The 19658-nt window shown below is 72.6% G+C and carries 13 protein-coding genes; 12 read left to right on the plus strand and 1 reads right to left on the minus strand.

The window, feature by feature from the left end; translation table 11 throughout:
• Positions 1 to 30 precede the first annotated feature (30 nt).
• Complete coding sequence (locus tag ACZ4FV_RS06765; RefSeq protein WP_402237615.1) at positions 31 to 3591, minus strand: indolepyruvate ferredoxin oxidoreductase family protein; 3561 nt, start codon at positions 3589 to 3591, stop codon at positions 31 to 33.
• Positions 3592 to 3882: 291 nt separating this feature from the next.
• Here ACZ4FV_RS06765 and ACZ4FV_RS06770 point away from each other — a divergent pair, with 291 nt between their 5' ends.
• From ACZ4FV_RS06770 to ACZ4FV_RS06825, 12 genes are all read left to right on the plus strand, one after another.
• Complete coding sequence (locus ACZ4FV_RS06770) at positions 3883 to 4746, plus strand: GNAT family N-acetyltransferase (protein ID WP_402237612.1); 864 nt, start codon at positions 3883 to 3885, stop codon at positions 4744 to 4746.
• Between the two features lie 150 nt (positions 4747 to 4896).
• Positions 4897 to 5157, plus strand: a complete 261-nt coding sequence (locus tag ACZ4FV_RS06775; RefSeq protein ID WP_402237611.1) for a hypothetical protein — start codon at positions 4897 to 4899, stop codon at positions 5155 to 5157.
• A 165-nt stretch (positions 5158 to 5322) separates the two neighbouring features.
• Positions 5323 to 7146, plus strand: coding sequence for a glutamine--fructose-6-phosphate transaminase (isomerizing) (gene glmS, locus ACZ4FV_RS06780; protein WP_402237609.1), 1824 nt, complete (start codon positions 5323 to 5325; stop codon positions 7144 to 7146).
• 437 nt (positions 7147 to 7583) lie between these two features.
• Entirely contained in the window at positions 7584 to 9266 is a 1683-nt protein-coding gene (locus ACZ4FV_RS06785) for an AMP-binding protein (protein WP_395859405.1), read from the plus strand.
• Positions 9263 to 9745, plus strand: a complete 483-nt coding sequence (locus tag ACZ4FV_RS06790; protein ID WP_395859403.1) for an acyl-CoA thioesterase — start codon at positions 9263 to 9265, stop codon at positions 9743 to 9745. Before ACZ4FV_RS06785 ends, ACZ4FV_RS06790 begins: the two co-directional genes overlap by 4 nt.
• 127 nt (positions 9746 to 9872) lie before the next feature.
• Positions 9873 to 12263, plus strand: coding sequence for an oxidoreductase (locus ACZ4FV_RS06795; RefSeq protein ID WP_402237606.1), 2391 nt, complete (start codon positions 9873 to 9875; stop codon positions 12261 to 12263).
• Between the two features lie 21 nt (positions 12264 to 12284).
• Positions 12285 to 13334 carry a carbon-nitrogen hydrolase family protein gene (locus tag ACZ4FV_RS06800; RefSeq protein ID WP_395859401.1) on the plus strand — a complete coding sequence of 350 codons (1050 nt, stop codon included), beginning with the start codon at positions 12285 to 12287 and terminating at the stop codon, positions 13332 to 13334.
• A complete protein-coding gene (locus tag ACZ4FV_RS06805; RefSeq protein WP_402237603.1) occupies positions 13331 to 14440 on the plus strand; it encodes a cupin domain-containing protein in 1110 nt (369 codons plus the stop codon). The genes ACZ4FV_RS06800 and ACZ4FV_RS06805 overlap by 4 nt, the downstream gene beginning before the upstream one ends.
• A gap of 122 nt (positions 14441 to 14562) precedes the next feature.
• Positions 14563 to 15468 carry a fumarylacetoacetate hydrolase family protein gene (locus tag ACZ4FV_RS06810; RefSeq protein WP_402237600.1) on the plus strand — a complete coding sequence of 302 codons (906 nt, stop codon included), beginning with the start codon at positions 14563 to 14565 and terminating at the stop codon, positions 15466 to 15468.
• 116 nt (positions 15469 to 15584) lie between these two features.
• On the plus strand, positions 15585 to 16334 hold the full coding sequence (locus tag ACZ4FV_RS06815; protein ID WP_465322073.1) for a maleate cis-trans isomerase family protein: 750 nt from the start codon (positions 15585 to 15587) through the stop codon (positions 16332 to 16334).
• The gene (locus ACZ4FV_RS06820) at positions 16331 to 17872 is read left to right on the plus strand and encodes a carboxylesterase/lipase family protein (RefSeq protein ID WP_402237596.1); all 1542 of its coding nucleotides are present in this window, start codon (positions 16331 to 16333) and stop codon (positions 17870 to 17872) included. The genes ACZ4FV_RS06815 and ACZ4FV_RS06820 overlap by 4 nt, the downstream gene beginning before the upstream one ends.
• A 201-nt stretch (positions 17873 to 18073) precedes the next feature.
• Positions 18074 to 19579: a helix-turn-helix transcriptional regulator gene (locus ACZ4FV_RS06825; protein ID WP_395859396.1), complete on the plus strand. Its 1506-nt coding sequence runs from the start codon at positions 18074 to 18076 to the stop codon at positions 19577 to 19579.
• The last annotated feature ends 79 nt before the right edge of the window (positions 19580 to 19658 follow it).

Here is a 19658-nt window from a genome sequence, read left to right on the forward strand (position 1 = left end):
CCCGAGGGGCCGGCCGAGGCGGGAAGCGGTTCAGCCGGCCCAGACGAGCGCGGGGTCGGCGGCCCTGTCGACCGGGGCGGGCGCGGTCAGTTCGGCCAGCGCGGTGCGCGCCGCCGTGCGGTACTCGGCGACCCGGGCGAGCTTGATCTCCTCGTAGCCGCGGATCGACTCGGGCAGCGCGACCAGCGCCACCACCGCGTCCACGTTGGCGGCGGACAGCTCGCGCAGCGCGGCCCGGACCAGGTTCCGGTACTGCGGCACCAGTTCGCGCTCGACCCGACGCACCTCGGCGTAGCCGAACACGTCCAGGCGGGTCCCGCGCAGGCCGCGCGCGGCGCGCAGGGCCCGGAAGGCCGGCACCGCCGTGCGGCGCAGCCGGATCTTGCGCTTCATCCCCAGGTAGCGCAGCACCGGCGGGTGCAGCAGCACCGAGACCGCCGCGTCCGGGCCGAACTCGGCGTCCCGACGGGCCTGTTCGACCGGGTCCAGGTGCAGGCGGGCCACCTCGTACTCGTCCTTGTAGGCCATCAGGTGGTGCAGTGCCCGCGCGTACGCCACCGCGACGCGCTCACCCGCCGGCGCGCCGGCCCGCTCGATCGCCAGGGTCCGGACCGCGCGCACGTCGTCGGCGTACCGGCGGGCGTAGGCCGCGTCCTGGTAGCCCGTCAGGTCGGCGATCCGGGTGCCCAGCACCTCGCGCAGCTCGGCCTCGCCGCCCGAGCCGTCGGCCAGCGCGGCCGAGGCCGCGTCGACCTCGACCACCGCGCGCGGCGGCGCCTCGACGGCGGCGGCCAGTACCGCGGCCGGGTCCACGGCCATCGCCCGACCCCAGCGGAACGCCGCCAGGTTCTTGTCCACGGCCGCGCCGTTGAGGGTGATCGCCCGCTCGATCGCACTCGCGCTCAGCGGCAGGCAGCCGTGCTGGAACGCGGCGCCGATCAGGATCATGTTGGCCGGCATGTGGTCGGCGAACAGCGCCTCGGACAGGCCCAGCGCGTCCAGGTACAGGTTCTCGGCGCGCCTGGTCGCCGCGTCGATGCGCTCCAGCGTCTCGGTCGGTGAACCGGGCAGCGCGATCTGGTTGGTGACCATCGCGGCGGTCGGCACGATCGCGGTGTTGACCACGGCGACGGTGCGCTCCGGGTCGGCGGTGGCCAGGTTGCTCGCGGCCGCCGTGCCGAGCAGGTCGAAGCCGATCAGCACGTCCGCGCCGGCCCGCGAGGCGCGCAGCGCGCCGTCGATCGGCCGGTTCGAGATGCGCAGGTCGGACACCACCGGGCCGCCCTTCTGGGCCAGGCCGGTCTGCTCGAGGCCGGCCGCGTACAGCCCGTCCAGGTGGGCTGCCATCTGCAGGATCGAGGACACGGTCACCACGCCGGTGCCACCGATCCCGGGCATCCGCACCAGCAGGTCGGCGTCGGTGACCCGACGCGCGGGCAGCGCCGGTTCCAGCGGCAGGGCAGGTATGCTCCGGGCCTTGCGGGTGCCCGGCTCGACCAGCAGGAAGGACGGGCAGTCGCCGTTCAGGCAACTGAAGTCCGAGTTGCACGAGCCCTGGTGGATGTGCGTCTTGCGGCCGAACTCGGTGTCCACCGGCTGCACCGACAGGCACGAGGACTTGTCCCCGCAGTCGCCGCAGCCCTCGCACACCCGCTCGTTGACGACCACCTTCTCGGCCGGGGTCGGCAACTGCCCACGCTTGCGCAGCCGGCGCTCCTCGGCCGCGCACCGGTCGTCGTGGATCAGCACAGTGACGCCATCGAGGGCGGCCAACTCACGCTCGACATCGGAGAGTTCGTCACGGTGGCGGACAGTGGCGATCGGGTCGAGCCGAACTCCGCGGTAGCCGCGCGGGTCGTCGGTGGTGACCACCACCCGGCGCACCCCCTCGACCGCGAGCCAGCGGGTCAACGCCGGTACGTCCAGCCGCCCTTCGGCCTTCTGGCCGCCGGTCATCGCGACCGCGTCGTTGTACAGCAGCTTGTAGGTCATCTTGGCGCCGGCCGCGACGGCGGCCCGGATCGCCAGCGACCCGGAGTGGTGGAAGGTGCCGTCGCCGAGGTTCTGCACGAAGTGCTTGTCGTCGGTGAACGGCATCAGGCCGATCCACTGCGCGCCCTCGCCGCCCATCTGGGTCAGCCCGAGCTGATGCCCTCGGCCCTTGCCGTCCAGCGCGATCATCACGTGGCAGCCGATGCCGACGCCGACCAGGGTGTCGTCGGCGGTGCGGGTGGAGGCGTTGTGCGGACAACCGGAACAAAAGTACGGGGTGCGCGAGGCCAACATCGGCAGCGCGATCCGCGACGGGCGCCGGGGGGCGAGGGTGGCCAGGTACGCGGTCGCGGACGCGGGCAGCCGCTCGACGCCGATGCGCGCGGCGATGGCCCGGGCCACGTCGTCCGCGCCGAGCGTGCCACGCGCGGTGAGCAGCGGGCGACCGGTGTCGTCCCGGCGACCGACGATGCGCGGCGCGTCCGGGCGACGGTACAGCGCCTCCTTGAGGCGGGCCTCCAGGAACGGCACCTTGTCCTCGACGACCAGCACCTCGTCCAGGCCGTCGGTGAGTTCGGCCAGTTCGGCGTCGTCCAGCGGGAACGGCATGCCGATCCGGATCAGCCGGACGCCGAGTGTGTCGTCCCCGTCCAGGCCGAGGTCGGCGAGCGCGCGGCGGACCACCGAGAACGACACGCCCGCGGCGAGGATGCCGAGGCGGGCGTCGGGGGCGTCCCGCTCGATCCGGTTGAGCCGGTGCTCCCGGGCGTAGGCGCGGGCCAGGTCGAGCCGACGGGTGATCAGGTCGTGCTCGGCGTCGAGCGCGGCCGGGCCGACCAGGGTGGGCAGCGTGCCGCGCTTGGTCGCCGCCGGGACCGGGATGCCCTTGCCCCACGCGGACACGTCCACCGTGGTCGACGCGTCGGCGATGTCGGCGACGATCTTCAGGCCGGTCCACAGGCCGCACGCGCGGGACATGGCCACCGCGTGCAGGCCGAACTCGACGATCTCGCCGACCGTGCCGGGTGCGAGCAGCGGCATCGACAGGCTTTCCATCATCGGCTCGCAAGAGCTGGGCACCGTCGACGACTTGCTGCCCGGGTCGTCGCCGATCCACGCGACGGCGCCGCCGAGCGGGGCGGTACCGGCCATCGTCGCGTGCCGGATCGCGTCCGCGGCCCGGTCCAGGCCCGGGTTCTTGCCGTACCAGAATCCGGTCACGCCGGCGTACCGGGCGCCCGGGGTCTGGTCGACGAGCTGCGTCCCGGCGACCGCGGTCGCGGCCAGTTCCTCGTTCAACCCCGCCTGGAACACCACGCCGGCCGGGTCCAGCCAGCGCTTGGCGCGACCCATCTCCAGGTCCACGCCACCCAGCGGCGAACCCTGGTAACCGCTGACGAAGACCCGGGTGTCCAGGCCGCGCGCGATGTCCAGACGGCGCTGCTCCAGGGTCAGTCGGATCAGCGCCTGCACACCCGAGATCAGCACCCGGCCCTGCTCGGCGGTGTACTTGTCGTCGAGGGAGACATCCGGGAAGGACGTGGGCGCGTCCTGCGCCACCGGGACCGGAAGCGAAGGCGAAGCCTGATCTGTGCGCACGGAAGCCTCCGTCGTAGCCGGATGGGTGGGGCGGCTGGGGGTGGGGTGGGGTGCGATAAGCACACCAATGGCGCCTCCAGGACGCAAGTACCTTGCGAGATTTGGGGCAGAAGACGCAAAGATCTTGCCGAGCGGTGATCGGTCGGTCGAATTGTTTGCGTGTGAAGCGCGTCACCGAAGGGGTCGGGAGGGGACCCGGGTCGTTCGCGCGGTGCCGTCCAGGGGTAGCCGAACACACCAGGGGCACGACGAAACACGACGAGATGTGGGATGAGGGGCGGTGCGGCTGGAATGGGTGATTCGCAGGCGCGTGAACCGGGCGTGCGCGAGCCGGGAGGGCGTGCACCGGGAGTGGGCGAGCCGGACGTGGGCGAGCCGGACGTGCGCGAACTGCGCGAGATCGACGAGTTTCGCGACGTCGAGCACCTGTACGGCGGGATCTGGCCGGCCGTGCCGGGGCAGGGCCTCCCGGTGACCGTCGAGTTGATGCGGGCGCTTACGTACGCCGGGAACTACGTAGCCGGGGCGTATCGGGGCGGTCGAATGGTCGGTGCGGCGGTCGCCTTCCTGGGCGCGCCGATCGGCGAGACGCTGCACTCGCACGTCACCGGCGCGCTGGCCGGGAGCGGTGCGGGCTTCGCGCTCAAGACGCACCAGCGCGGCTGGGCCCTCGCGCGCGGGCTGCGCCGGATCACCTGGACCTACGACCCGCTGATCCGTCGCAACGCCCACTTCAACGTGACCAAGCTGGGCGCGCGTCCGGTGTCCTACCTGCCGGACTTCTACGGCGACATGATGGACACCGTCAACAGCGGTGACGAGAGCGACCGGCTCCTGGTGTCCTGGGAGCTGAACGATCCGAGGGTACGAGCGGCCGTGCGCCACGACTGGACCCCGCCCCCGCCGCCCCCGAACGCCGAGTCGGCCCTGACGACACGGGCCGGCCGACCGGCTCCGACCGGCACGAACGCCGAGACGGTACTGATCGCGGTCCCCCCGGACATCGAATCCCTCCGCCGCACCGACCCGACCACGTCCCGAGCCTGGCGCACAGCCCTGCGGGACACCCTGGGCGTGCTCCTCGACCACGGAGCCACGGTGCTGAGCTTCGACCGGGACGCGGGTTATGTGGTGTCGCGCTCGCGGCAGGAGTGACCAGGCCACGCCCCCGCGCGCGACGGGTCGACCGGCGAGGGCGTACCGGTTCGGGTGTCGAGAGCGCGCTCTCGCCCGCCGCAGAGGCGGGATCTGCCCGAATTCGGGCAGATTCTTGCCGTCCGGGCGGGTCGGGTCCAGGATCGGAGGGTGGCTGACGGCGAATTGGTGGAGCGCATCGCGGCGACGACAGGGCTCTCTCCTTCGGAGGCGGCGCGGATCGTCGACGACGTGCTGGCCTGGTACCGCGAGCCGGTCGAGGACTACGTCCGGCGCCGGCATCGGCACCACAAGGTCTACGGCAAGCGCAACGCGCAGATCTACCGCCTGATCGCCGCCGAACTCGCCGATCGCCTCGTCGCGCCACCCGAGTTGACCGAGCGTCAACTGCGGCGCGTCATCTACGGCTGAGCCGACGGGTTCCGCCGGCCGACCGGGTTCCCCGGCTCGACCGGGTCGCTTCGGCCGACCCGTTCGCCGGCGACCCGCGACGTGCCCGACGGACCGACCTCCGACCCTTCGACCGCCCGGCGCGGCCGAACGGACCGACCTGCCAAGAGCAAGGAGCGCAGCAGCATGTGCGGAATCGTGGGCTACATCGGCGCGCAGCAGGCCGCCCCCATCCTGCTCGAAGGACTCGCCCGGCTGGAGTACCGAGGCTACGACTCGGCCGGCATCGCGGTGCTGGGCGCGCGCGGCGCGGCCAAGGTGGTGCGTCGGGTGGGCCGCGTCCACGCGCTCGCGGCCGCCGTGCCGGCCAAGACCTCGGGCCGGGTCGGCATCGGACACACCCGCTGGGCCACCCACGGCGTGCCCTCGGAGACCAACGCGCATCCGCACGCTTCGGCGGACGGCCGGATCCAGGTCGTGCACAACGGGATCATCGACAACGCGGCGGCGTTGCGGGCCCGACTCACCGCGGAGGGGGTCGAACTGGCCTCCGACACCGACACCGAGGCGCTGGCGCACCTGATCGCCCGGGCGAACGAGGACACCCTGGAGGCGGCCGTGGTGGCCGCGCTCGCGCAGGTGACCGGGACGTACGCGATCGCCGTCGTGGACGCGGCGACCCCGGACCGGATCGTGGTGGCCCGGAACGGCTCGCCGCTGGTGATCGGGGTCGGCGAGCGGGAGATGTTCGTCGCGAGCGACGCCGCGGCCCTGGTCCGGCACACCAGTTCGGTCGTGCACCTGGAGGACGGCGAGTTGGCGAGCGTCACCGCGACCGGCTTCCGCACCTTCACCCGTGAGCACGAGGACGTCGCCAAGACGCCCACCACGGTCGAGCTCACCGTCGAGGAACTCGAACTCGCGGGCCACGAGCACTTCATGCACAAGGAGATCCACGAACAGCCCTCCTCCGTGGAGCGCATGCTGGGCGGGCGGCTCGACGACCGGTTCGGCTCGGCCCGGCTGGACGGACTGCGGATGGAGTTGCGCGAACTGCGCGGGTTCCGTCGGGTCAAGGTGCTCGGGTGCGGATCGGCCTACTACGTGGGCCAGTTGGGCGCCGGGCTGATCGAGGACCTGGCCCGGGTGCCCGCCGACGCCGAACCGGCCTCGGAGTTCCGCTACCGCAATCCGGTGATCGAGCCGGACACGCTGTACGTCGCGGTCAGCCAGTCCGGCGAGACCGCCGACACGTTGTTCGCGGTGCGCGAGATCCAGCGCAAGGGTGGTCGGGTGGTCGGCCTGGTCAACGTGGTCGGCTCGTCCATCGCGCGGCAGTGCGACGGCGGCATCTACCTGCACGCGGGGCCCGAGGTCTCGGTGGCCTCGACCAAGGCGCTGACCCACATGTCGGTGGGCTTCGCGCTGTTGGCGCTGGCGCTCGGTCGGGTGCACGACCTGTCGCACGTGGACGGCGCGCGGATCCTGGCCGGCCTTCAGGCGCTGCCCGGCCAGATCGCCGAGATCCTGGCCGACGAGCAGACCATCGCCGAAGCGGGGCGGCGGCTCGCGCACGCGCGCAGCCTGTTCTTCATCGGCCGGGTGCGGGGCTTCCCGGTCGCGCGGGAGGCGGCGCAGAAGTTCAAGGAGATCACCTACCGGCACGCCGAGGCGTACCCGAGCAGCGAGCTCAAGCACGGTCCGCTCGCGCTGATCGACGCCGACCTGCCGACGGTGGCGATCATCCCGGACGACGGCCTGGTCGGCCGCAATCTCGCGGCGGCACACGAGATCCGCGCGCGCGGCGGCCGGCTGACCGTGATCACCCACCCGGGAGTGGACCTCGGCGGCCTCGAAGCCGACCGGATCGACATCCCGCGCAACGAACCCGAACTCGACCCGATCCTGCTGACGATCCCCACTCAACTGCTGGCCTACCACGCGGCCCGAGCCCTCGGTGAGGACATCGACCGCCCCCGCAACCTCGCCAAGTCCGTCACGGTCGAGTAGGCCACTCGGTCCACCCGTCCCCCGTTGCCCACCCGGCCCGCTCGGCATCCCCGAGCGGGCCGGACGCATGTCCGGGCCTGCCTGCTCCGGCCCCACGACACCGGTACGGCAGTACGGCGACCCGCAAACGCACGCCGGCGACCGATCGGGGGGCCGTCCGGATCACCCGGAGAGACGACCTGCGGTGGGCAGGCCGGCCCGCGGCGGGGGAGTCTCGGGTGTGGACACCGCCCCCACCCTCCCTACCCTCGCGGCCCCAACGGCTCCACCCATCCCACCCGGCCCGAGCCCGCCTCGGACGCGATCCGCGCCCACCCCGTCGCCCGCCCGAGGCGCACTCTGCCGATCGAAGAACTATCGCGTTACATTGACTGTCGTCAGGAATGATAGATACTGGTTCCGCGACTCCCGCTGACACCAGGATGAGGTGCGCGCACATGGAGCTGTTTCCCTCCGCTCATGTCGACACGTTTTGTCGTGATCGACTGCCACCGGCCGAGTTGTGGCCCGAACTGCGTTTTGAATTGCCGGAATTGCGCTACCCGACTCGGCTCAACTGCGCCCGGGTGCTGTTGGACGACACCGTGCGCCGACTGGGTCCCGACCGGCGGTGTCTGGTCACGCTCGATGACGAGTGGACGTACGGTGACCTGCTGCTTCGGGCCGATCAGGTGGCCCGGGTGCTGACCGAGGAACTCGGCGTGGTGCCGGGCAACCGGGTGTTGTTGCGCGGCCCGAACAACCCGTGGCTGGTCGCCTGCTGGTTCGGCGTACTCAAGGCGGGTGGTGTCGTGGTCACCACGATGCCGCTGCTTCGGGCGCACGAGCTGACCACGCTGTGCGAGATCAGCGCGCCCACGGTCGCGCTGTGCGACCACCGTTTCCTGGAGGAGCTGGACGCGGCCCGGGTGCCGGGGCTGACCACCGTCGCCTACGGCGGCGACGCGCCGACCGACCTCGGCCGGCGCTGCGCGGACAAGAGCGGCGGGTTCGAGGCGGTGGACACCTCGGCCGACGACGTCGCGCTGATCGCGTTCACCTCCGGGACCACCGGGCGCCCCAAGGCCACCATGCACTTCCACCGCGACGTGTTGGCCAACTCCGACACCTTCTCGCGGCACATCCTCAAGCCCACCCCGGACGACCTGTTCGCGGGCACTCCGCCGCTGGGCTTCACCTTCGGTCTCGGCGGCCTGGTGGTCTTCCCGCTGCACGTCGGCGCGGCCACCCTGCTGCTCGAGCACGCCTCGCCCGAGCGGCTGGCCCGGATCATCGCCGACCACGGCGTCACCGTGCTGTTCACCGCGCCGACCGCGTACCGGGCGATCATGGGCGCGGGCCTGGCCGACCTGCTCAAGGGTGTCCGGCGGTGCGTGTCGGCGGGTGAGGCGCTGCCCGCGGAGACCTGGCACGACCTGCACGCGGCGACCGGGATCGAGCTGATCGACGGGATCGGCGCGACCGAACTGCTGCACGTGTTCGTCTCCGCCGCCGACCAGGACATCCGGCCCGGCGCGACCGGCCGAGCGGTGCCCGGCTTCGAGGCCGTGGTGCTCGACGCCGAGGGGCAGCGGGTCCCGGACGGTACGCCCGGGCAGCTCGCGGTCAAGGGGCCGACCGGCTGCCGGTACCTCGACGACCCGCGCCAGACCAGTTACGTGCGGGACGGCTGGAACATCACCGGCGACACCTACATCCGCGACGCCGACGGCTACCTCTGGTACCAGGCCCGCAGCGACGACATGATCGTCTCCTCCGGCTACAACATCGCCGGCCCCGAGGTCGAACTCGCCCTGGCCGCCCACCCGGACGTCGCGGAGTGCGGCGTGGTCGGCGCGCCGGACCCCAGACGCGGCCTGATCGTCAAGGCGTACGTCGTGCTGCGCGAGGGCGTGGCCGCCGACGCCGAGACCGCCACCCGCATCCAGACCTTCGTCAAGCAGGCCATCGCGCCGTACAAGTACCCGCGTGCGGTCGAGTTCGTGGCCACGCTGCCGCGCACCGGCAACGGCAAGCTGCGGCGCGGCGAACTGCGCGCCTGGGCCCAGGCGCCTACCGCGCCCGCACCGGCCGGACCGAAACCCCCGGCCCCGAACCCCCTTGCCCCGGAGACCTCGTGAAAGGCGACGAGATGCAGGACACCCGCCCGGCACAGACCGACCCGGCCGACTCGGCCGAGGCGGCCACGCTGCCCTCGGTGGTGATCGAGCGCCGGGTCGAATGGCAGGACACCGACGCCGCCGGCCACTACCACTACTCGGCGGTGCAGCGCTGGGTCGAGGCGGCGGAGGCGGTGCTGCTGCGCCGGCTGGGTGTGGCCGACCTGTTCGGCCGGATCCCGCGTGTGCACTTCGAGGCGGACTACCGCGAGCGGCTGTGGTTCGGCGAGTCCGCGCACATCGCGCTGGGGATCGCCCGGGTGGGCACCAGTTCGCTGCACTACACGTTCGAGGTGCGCGGCGAGCAGGGCGTCGCCGCGACCGGTCGGGTGTCCGTCGCGCACTGCCCGCCGGACGCCAAGGGTGCCTCGCCCTGGCCGGACGCGACGCGGGCCGCGCTCTCCAGCGGTGGCCCGCAACGACCGGAGTCGTACGCCTGACCGGCGCGCCGGTGCGAGGGCTCGAAGGCACCCGCGAGCCCTCGACCCGTGCCGGATATCGCGCCCTGTTGACGACCGTGGAATTTATTACATACGCTCGGGTAGGCCGGGAACATTGGAGGACGCTGTGCGCATCGCAGTCATCGGTGGCGGGCCGGGCGGGTTGTACTTCGCCGCCCTCGCCAAGCAGCTCTCGCCGGCCGCGGAGATCACCCTGTGGGAGCGCAACGCACCGGACGACGTGTTCGGCTTCGGCGTGGTCTTCTCCGACGAGACGCTGGACGGCATCGCGCAGGCCGACCCGGAGATCTTCGCCGCGATGTCCGCGGGCTTCGCTCGCTGGACCGACATCGACATCCGCTACGGCGGTCGCACCCTGACCTCCGGCGGGCACGGATTCGCCGCGCTGGGCCGGGAGCGACTGCTGCGCATCCTCCAGGAACGCTGCGCCGCGCTCGGCGTGGACCTGCGCTACCGCACCGAGGCACCCGACGTGGACGAACTGGCGCGCACCCACGACCTGGTGGTCGCCTCGGACGGCGTGCGCTCCGCGGTGCGCGAACGCTACGCCGACACCTTCCGGCCCGATCTCGACGAGCGCGGCTGCCGGTACATGTGGCTGGGCACCGACAAGGTCTTCGACGCGTTCACCTTCATCGTCGACAAGTTCGACTTCGGCGTGGTGCAGGTGCACGCGTATCCGTTCGACGACCGACGCAGCACCTTCATCGTCGAACTCGCCGAGGACGCCTGGCGCCGCGGCGGATTCGCCGAGTTCGCCGGCCGCGACCTGCCGCGCGGAGCCAGTGACGACGCGGGGATCGCGCGGTGCGAGGCGCTGCTGGCCGAACACCTGGACGGCCACCGGCTGATCCCGAACAACTCGCGCTGGATCAGGTTCAGCACCGTGCGCAACGCCTCGTGGCACCACGAGAACGTGGTCCTGCTCGGCGACGCCGCGCACACCGCGCACTTCTCCATCGGCTCGGGCACCAAGCTGGCGATGGAGGACGCGCTCGCGCTGGCCGCGTGCCTGAACGAGCACGCGGGCATCCCGGCCGCGCTGACCGCCTACGAGGCCGAGCGCAAGCCGGTGGTCGGCTCCACCCAGCGCGCCGCGCAGGCCAGCCTGGAGTGGTTCGAGAACATCGACCGCGCGGTCGGCCAGGCGCCCGAGCAGTTCGCCTTCAATCTGCTCACCCGCAGCCGCCGGGTCACCCACGCCAACCTGCTCGAACGCGACCCCGAGTTCGTCGCCCGGGTGGATGCCGCGTTCACCGCCGGGCGGCCGGACCGGGTGGACGCCGCGCCGATGTTCCAGCCCTTCCGGCTCGGGTCGGTCCGGCTGCGCAACCGCGTGTTGGTGCCGCCGATGGCCACCTACGCGGCCCGCGACGGCATCCCGGGACCGTTCGAGGCCGCGCACCTGGGCGCGCTCGCGCTCGGCGGCGCGAGCCTGGTCTTCGTGGGCATGACGGCCGTACTGCCCAACGGCCGGGCCACCGAGGCATGTCCGGGTCTGTGGTCGGACGCGCACGAGGCCGCGTGGCGCGAGGTGGTCACCCGGGTCAAGGAACAGGCCCCGGACGGCCCGCTGTTGGGCATCCAGCTCAGCCACGCCGGACGCCGCGCGGCGACCACCGTGCCGGACGCCGACGGTCGGAGCGTGCCGCTGGGCCCGAACGGCTGGCCGACGGTGGCCGCGTCGGCGATCCCATGGGACACCGCGAACGACTTCCGTCCGCGCGAGGCGGACCGCGCGGACCTGGACGCGATCACCGCCGCGTTCGCCGCCGCCGCCGCGCGGGCCGACCGGGCGGGCTTCGACGCGCTGGAACTCCAGTACGGCCACGGCCACCTGATGTCCGGCTTCCTGTCCCCGCTGACCAACCTGCGCGAGGACGAATACGGCGGCTCGCTCGCCGGCCGGCTGCGCTTCCCGATAGAGGTGCTGTCCGCGGTGCGGGCGGTGTGGCCGACGAACAAGCCGCTGGTGGTGCGCATCTCGGCGAGCGACTGGGCCCGGGGCGGCACCACCGAGGACGACGCGGTACGCATCGCCCGGGCACTGGCGGCGGCCGGCGCGGACGGGATCGACGTGTCCTCGGGCGAGGTGGTCGCGCACGAGCGGCCCGCCTACGGGCGCGGCTACCAGACCCCGTTCGCCGATCTGATCCGCAACGCGACCGGCGTGCCGACCATCGCGGTCGGTGCGATCTCCACCTACGACGACGTCAACTCGATCCTGCTCGCGGGTCGCGCCGACCTGTGCGCGGTCGGCCGCGCCCACCTGTACGACCCGATGTGGACGCTGCACGCCGCCGCCGAGCAGGGCTACACCGGACCCGGCGCGCCCTGGCCGAGCGCGTGGCGCCCCGGCAGCCGCAAGCCGCCCGGCGCGGGCAGCGACCGGGTGCCACCGCGACTGCACCTGCTGCGCGAGAGCGTCGAAGCGGTGCCGCGGCGCTGGCGGCCCGAGCCCGACCCGAGCCTGGTGGCCGTACCCGGCCGGCGCTGACCCGGACACGAGGAGCCCGACATGGACAGCCCCACCCCGCCGATCGTGCTGACCGGTGAACAACGCGACAACCCGCCCCGGTTCAAGGCCGCCGCCGTGCAGGCCTCGCCGGTCTACCTGGACGCGGCCGCCACGGTGGCCAAGGCGGTCGCGCTGATCCGCGAAGCCGCTGCCAACGGCGCCGCTTTGATCGTCTTCCCCGAGGTGTTCGTGCCGGGGTACCCGTACTGGAACTGGACGATGAACCCGGTCCAGGGCTCTCCCTGGTTCGAACGCCTGTACCGCTCCTCGGTGGACGTGCCCGGCCCGCACGTGGAGGCACTGCGCGCCGCCGCCCGGGCGGCCGGCGCGGTGGTGGTGATCGGCGTCAACGAGCGCGGCCCGCACAGCATGGGCGTGCTCTACAACACGATGCTGACCATCGACGCGGACGGCGAACTGATCGGGGTGCACCGCAAGCTGGTGCCCACCTGGGCGGAGAAGCTGACCTGGACCGGCGGCGACGGCAGCTCGCTGCGCGTGCACCCGACCGGGATCGGCCCGCTCGGCGTGCTCGCGTGCGGCGAGAACACCAACACGCTGGCCCGCTTCACCCTGCTCGCGCAGGGCGAACTCGTGCACGCCGCGAGCTACATCGCCCTGCCGGTGGCACCGGCCGACTACGACATGGCGGACGCCATCGCGGTGCGCACCGCCGCGCACAGCTTCGAGGGCAAGGTCTTCTCGGTGGTCGCGTGCTCGACCATCTCGCCGGAGATCGTGGACGCCATCGCCGGCGACGACGACGAGGTACGCAAGCAGCTCGGCCGCGAACGCAGCGCGCTCTCCGGGATCTTCGGCCCCGACGGCCGCCCGGTGACCGAACCGCTGATCGACGACGAGGGCATCGTCTACGCCGACATCGATCTCGCCAAGTGCATCCAGCCCAAGCAGATGCACGACATCGTCGGCCACTACAACCGCTTCGACATCTTCCGACTCAACGTCGACAACCGGCCCAGATCGCCGATCACCTTCACCCACGACAGTGCCCCCACGCCCCTCGCACCTGCCCCCGAGGAGGAGAAATGACCACCCAGGACGACAACATGCTCGGCCGGGCCCGAGTCACCGATACCCCGGAACTGAGCGCCTACTACGCCGAGTTGGCCGACCGCGAGGCCGGTGCGCTGTGGACCGTGGCGAACGAGATCGAGCCGTGGTACCCACAGCCCAAGTCGGTGCCCACACTGTGGCGCTACGCCGAACTGCGCCCCCTGGTACGCAAGGCGCTCGACCTGGTCAAGGCGGACGACGCGGGCCGCCGGGTGGTGATGCTGGTCAACCCCGGGCGCCGGGACGTCAGCGCCGCGGCCGGCCTGCTGTACACGGGCCTGCAGATCATGGGCCCGGGCGAGTCGATGACCGCCCACCGACACCAGGCCGCCGCGCTGCGCTTCGTCCTGGAGGGCACCGGCGCGTGGACCATCGTGGACGGCGAGAAACTCAAGGTCGGCGCCCGCGACTTCGCGATCACCCCGAACGGCACCTGGCACGAGCACGGCAACGAGTCCGACGACGCACCGGTGATCTGGCAGGACGGCCTGGACATCCCGCTGGTCAACGCGCTGGACGCGGGCTTCTACGAGGTGCACCCCGACGTGTACCAGGTGCCCGGCAAGGTGGTGAACTCCTCGGTTCTGACCTTCGGCGGCAACCTGGTGCCGTACGGCACCGAGCGGTGGACCCGGCCCTACTCGCCGCTGCTGGCCTGGCCGTGGGAGCCCACCTACCAGGCGCTGCTGGACCTGGCGAAGGCGAGCGAGGGATCGCCGTACGACGGCGTGATCATGGAGTACACCAACCCCGCCACCGGCGGCTCGGTGATGCCGACGATGAGCGCGCACATCCAACTCCTGCGCGCGAGCCAGGCGACGAAGGCGCACCGGCACACCGGTTCGGTCGTGTACACCGCGGCCAAGGGCCACGGCGTCTCGATCGTGGGCGGGCAGCGCTTCGAGTGGCACGAGGGCGACGTCTTCGCGGTCCCGGCCTGGGCCTGGCACGAACACGCCAACCTCGACCCGTCCGAGGACGCGGTGTTGTTCTCCTTCAACGACTTCCCGGTGATGCGCTCGCTCGGCTTCCACCGCGAAGAGGCGTACGTCGACAACGACGGACACCAGCCGACCCCCTGATCACCGGGGCGGCCGATCAGGCCGCGTGCCCACCGATCGCAGGCCCCGCGATTCCCAACCCCCACGACGATCCGGGCGGCGCGACCGTGCCGCCCGGACGCAAGGACAGTGAGGACACTCCCATGCGCCTGGTCACCTACACCGTCGACGGCACGACGCCCCGCCTGGGCGCCGAGGACGGCGCGCACGTGATCGACCTCGTCGCGCTCGCCGCCGCCGCGGACACCGAACTGCCCGGCGATCTGCTGTCGTTCATCCGCGCGGGCGCCGAGGCGTTCGACGCCGCGCGCGACCTGCTCGGCGGCGACCCGGCCGACCGGCCCGCCGCCGCCGTGCACGCGAGCGCCGACGTGCGGCTGCTCGCGCCGCTGCGGCCCGGGAAGATCATCGGCATCGGGCTCAACTACGTCGAGCACGTGGCCGAGTCCAACCGCACCCTGGACACCGCGAAGGAACTCCCGGATCGCCCGGTGCTGTTCGGCAAGCCCGCGACCGCGGTCACCGGCCCCGGCGCGCCGATTTTGCACAACGGCGACCTCACGCAGCAGCTCGACTGGGAGTGCGAACTCGCCGTCGTGATCGGGCGGACCGCGTACAAGGTGAGCGAGGCCGACGCGTGGGACCACGTGTTCGGGTACAGCATCATGAACGACATCAGCGCCCGCGACCAGCGCAGGTCCGGACAGTGGTTCTTCTCCAAGGGCCAGGACTCCTACGCGCCGTTCGGCCCCGCGGTGGTCACCGCCGACGACATCCCGGACGCGCAGGCGCTGGACCTGTCGCTGCGGGTCAACGGCGACGTCAAGCAGAAGTCCAACACCCGGCACATGCTCTTCGACATCCCGCGCCTGATCGCCGACATCTCCTCCGGAATGACCCTGGAGCCGGGCGACGTGATCTCCACGGGATCGCCGTCCGGCGTCGGCGCGGCCCAGGTCCCGCCGCAGTACCTGCGCCCCGGCGACGTGGTGGAGGCCACCGTGGAGCGGATCGGCACGCTGTCCAACCCGGTGATCGACGCCCGCTGACCCGCGGCTCGACCCCACCCCACACTCTCGGCTCGCAGTCGGCATCCAGCAGGAGGACCTCCGTGCGTCAACACCCCTACCGCATCGGCCAGATCGTGCCGAGCTCGAACGTCACGATGGAGACCGAGGTGCCCGCGATCCTGCGGGCGCGCGAAGCGGTCGCCCCGGAGCGCTTCACGTTCCACTCCAGTCGGATGCGGATGACACACGTCACGCCCGAGCAACTCAAGGCGATGGACGCCGACTCCGACCGCTGCGCCGTCGAACTCTCCGACGCGCGGGTGGACGTGCTCGGCTACGCGTGCCTGGTGGCGATCATGAGCATGGGCCTGGGCTACCACCGGGTCTCCGAGGAGCGCCTGCACACCCGGACCGTCGAGAACGGCGCGCCCGCGCCGGTGGTCACCAGCGCGGGCGCGCTCGTGCACGGGCTGCACACGATCGGCGCGCGCAAGGTCGCCCTGGTCGCGCCGTACATGCTGCCGCTGACCCGCACCGTGGTGGACTACCTGGGACACGAGGGCATCGAGGTGCTCGACTTCGAGGCGCTGGAGATCCCGGACAACCTCGACGTGGCCGCGCACGACCCGCTGCGCCTGCCGGGCATCGCGGAGCGGCTCGCCCACGCGGACGCGGACGCGGTGGTGTTGTCCGCGTGCGTGCAGATGCCCTCGCTGGCCGCGATCGAGGAGGCCGAGCAACGACTGGGCAAGCCGGTCGTCTCCGCCGCGGTGTGCACCGTGCACCAGATGTTGCGCGCCCTCGACCTGCCCGCCTTCGCGCCGGGGGCCGGACACCTGCTGTCCGGGAAGTTCGCCGAGGCGCCCCTGGGCGCCGCCTCCGCCGACGCGGGCTCGGTGACGTGAGCGCCCCGGGCCCGGACGACGCGCCGCTGGTACGGCTGCCTGTCGGCACGCTGCGCGGGCGGGCCGAGAACGGGCTCGCGGTCTTTCGCGGCATTCCGTACGCGGCGCCGCCGGTCGGCGAACTGCGCTGGCGGCCGGCCCGACCGCATCCGGGCTGGGCGGGGGTCCGGGACGCGGGCGAGTACGGACCCAGTGCCCCGCAGGTCGGGCTGGTCGACCCGGTCCTCGGCGGCCACGGCGCGCCGCCGTTCGACGAGGACTGCCTCACGCTGAACGTCTGGACACCGGGCCCGGACGACGCCCGCCGCCCGGTCCTGGTCTGGATCCACGGCGGCGGCTTCGTCAGCGGCTCCGGCACGCTGCCGATCTACGCGGGGGACACCTTCGCGCGCGACGGCGACCTGGTCGTGGTGAGCGTCTCCTACCGGATCGGCGCGCTCGGCTACCTCTACCTCGGGGCCAAGGACGACGCGGACGCCGGGAACTTCTGGCTGACCGACCAACTCGCCGCGCTGCGCTGGGTCCGGGAGCACATCGCGGCCTTCGGCGGCGACCCGGACGACATCACCGTCGCGGGCCAGTCGGGCGGCGCCTTCTCCACGGCGGCGCTGGCCGTACATCCGCAGGGCCGCGGCCTGTTCCACCGGGCGATCCTGCAGAGCCCGCCGCTGGGTGTGCGCACGCCCGACCGCGAGGAGGCGCTGCGGACCACGGCCGCGCTGCTGGAGGTGGCCGGCGTCCCCGACGTCGCGGGATTGCGCGCGCTGCCGTGGGAGGCGTTGGTCGAGGCCACCGTCGGCATGTTCGGGGTACAGGCCCGGTGGGGCCGATGGCCGGTGCCGTTCCTGCCCATGGTCGACGGTTCGACGCTGACCCGGCACCCGTTGGCGGCGCTCCTGGCCGGGGAGAATCCGGACCTGGACATCCTGCTCGGCTGGACCGCCGACGAGGCCGGCTTCGCGTTCGGGGCCAACGAGATGTACGCGCGGGCCACGTTCGAGCAGGTCCGGGCACGTTTCGACGAGGCGTTCGGCGCGCGGGGCGGGGAGGCGTACGAGATCTTCGCCGCCGAGCGTCCGGGGGCAACCGCCCTCGAACTGCTGACCGATCTGGTCTCCGAGGAGCTGTTCCGGCTGCCGGGCACGGCCCTCGCGGAAGGTCTGGCCGCACAGGAACGGCCGGTGTGGCTCTACCAGTTCGACTACGCGACGCCCGCCTACGGGGGCCGGCTGGGCGCCGCGCACTGCCTGGAGTTGCCGTTCACGTTCCGCAACGCGGACCGGTGGGCACACGCACCGTTCCTGGCCGGGGTCGAGCCGAAGACCCTGGACGGGCTGGGCGCGGCGATGCACGACGCGTGGATCGCGTTCGTCCGCACCGGCGACCCCAACCACGCCGGACTGCCCGCGTGGGAGCGGTACACGACACCGACCCGGGCGGCGATGCGCTTCGCGGCGGCCTGCGAGCCGGGGACGGACCCGGTCGGCGCGGCCAAGCGCGGGTTGTACGGGGCCGGCGGGGCCGACGGGAGGGGCTGAGCGCGGGTGGCGGGCCGGTGTCGGCCGGCCCGAGGGGGTGGGGAGCGGGGGTTTCGAGGGGCCGCCGGATGGTTCGCGAGCGCGGCCGGGACGTCGAGGGCCGGGTGGTTCGCACGGTTCGCGCGTTTCGGCCGAATGATCGTCGCGGTGGAATACTGGCCGCCGCTCCGCATGGAGGCTCCCCATGGAAGGAGGCCCTGGATGGGCTTCGGCCCCAAGTCCATGGCCACGCTCGGCAAGGCGATCACCGGCCGTGACCTGACCGCCACGGACACCCCCGCGGGGTTCGGGTCGGCCCCCGCGCGCCGGATCCTCCCGGCGCGTACCCGGTCGGACCTCCTGGTCGCGCTCGTGGCGATGGCCGTCGACCTGCTCGGCTACGTGGTCACCGTCCGCGGCGACGGCGCCGGGGAGGCCGCGACCTGCGTCGCGTTCCTGGTCGCCTCGGCGCTGTGCCTGGTGGCGCGCCGGCGCGCCCCGTTCCCGGTGCTGCTCGCGGTTCTCGTGCTCCAGGTGGGGTTGAACCTGTCGACCGACATCGGGCAGCGGTTCGGCATCTCGTTGGCGGTCGCGCTGTACACCGTCGGCCTGGCCTGCCGGCCCCGGACGATCGCGGTGGCCGCGGCGCTGACCATGGCCGCCCAGACCTCCGGCTACCGCAACGCCGACGAGTCGTTCTTCTGGGTGTTCAGCGGCGACCTGGTCGCGACCGCGCTCGTGCTGGGGGCGAGCGCGGCGGTGCGGCACTGGCAGGGACAGGTCGAGGTCAACCGGGTCCTGCTCGCCGAGCGCGCGCTGACCGAGGAGCGCCGGCGGATCGCCCGGGAACTGCACGACATCGTGGCGCACCACATCACCACCATGCATCTGATGTCCGGCGGCGCCCGGGCCAGTCTGGAACGCGACCTGGACGGTGCGCGCGGCGCGCTGCTCACCCTGGAGGCGTCCGGCCGGGTCGCGCTGGACGAGATGCGGCAGTTGCTCGGCGTGCTGCGCAGCGACAAGGACCCGGAGAGCGCGCCGTCGAGCCCGCAGCCCGGCGTCGACGACCTCGACCGGCTGATCGCCGAATCCTGCCTGGCCGGCCTGCCGACCGAGCTCCAGGTGCTCGGCACGCGCCGCGAACTGCCGCTGCCGGTCGGCCTCGCGCTGTACCGGATCACCCAGGAGGCGCTCACCAACGCGCGCAAGCACGCCGGCAGCGCGGCCATGGCTCGGGTGCTGCTGGAATACCTGCCGGACGCGGTCGCCATCGAGATCCGCGACGACGGCGGCGGCGACAAGGCCGGCGGTGGTTACGCGACGACCGGCGGTGGTCACGGGCTGCTCGGTATGCGCGAGCGGGTGGCGGTGCACGGCGGGTCGTTCCGGGCCGAGCACGTCGCGGGCGGCGGGTTCCTGGTCGCGGCGAGCATCCCGGTGACGCCTGCGACGGGGCCGGCCGACGAGCCCACGACGCCGTCGACGCCCCCGGTTCCCGACGCCCTCGCTGGACTCACCCCGGCCGAGATCGAGGTGCTGCGCCTGGTCGCGGCGGGCAGGGACAGCGGCGAGATCGCCGAGGCCATGCGGGTCGAGGACGCCACCGTGGAGCGCTACGAGAGGGACCTGCTGGGCAAGCTCGACCTGCGCGATCGTGCCCAGGCCGTGGTGGTGGCGTACGAATCCGGCCTGGTCCGGGTCGGCCACACCGGCCTGCCGCGCTGACCGGTTGTGCGTTCGCACCAAGGGTTGCCCTCGGGTTCGTCGTCACGGCCATGAGCGGGAGCGCTTCGTCCGCGTAGCG

It is taken from the genome of Embleya sp. NPDC025285 (genome assembly GCF_055558835.1).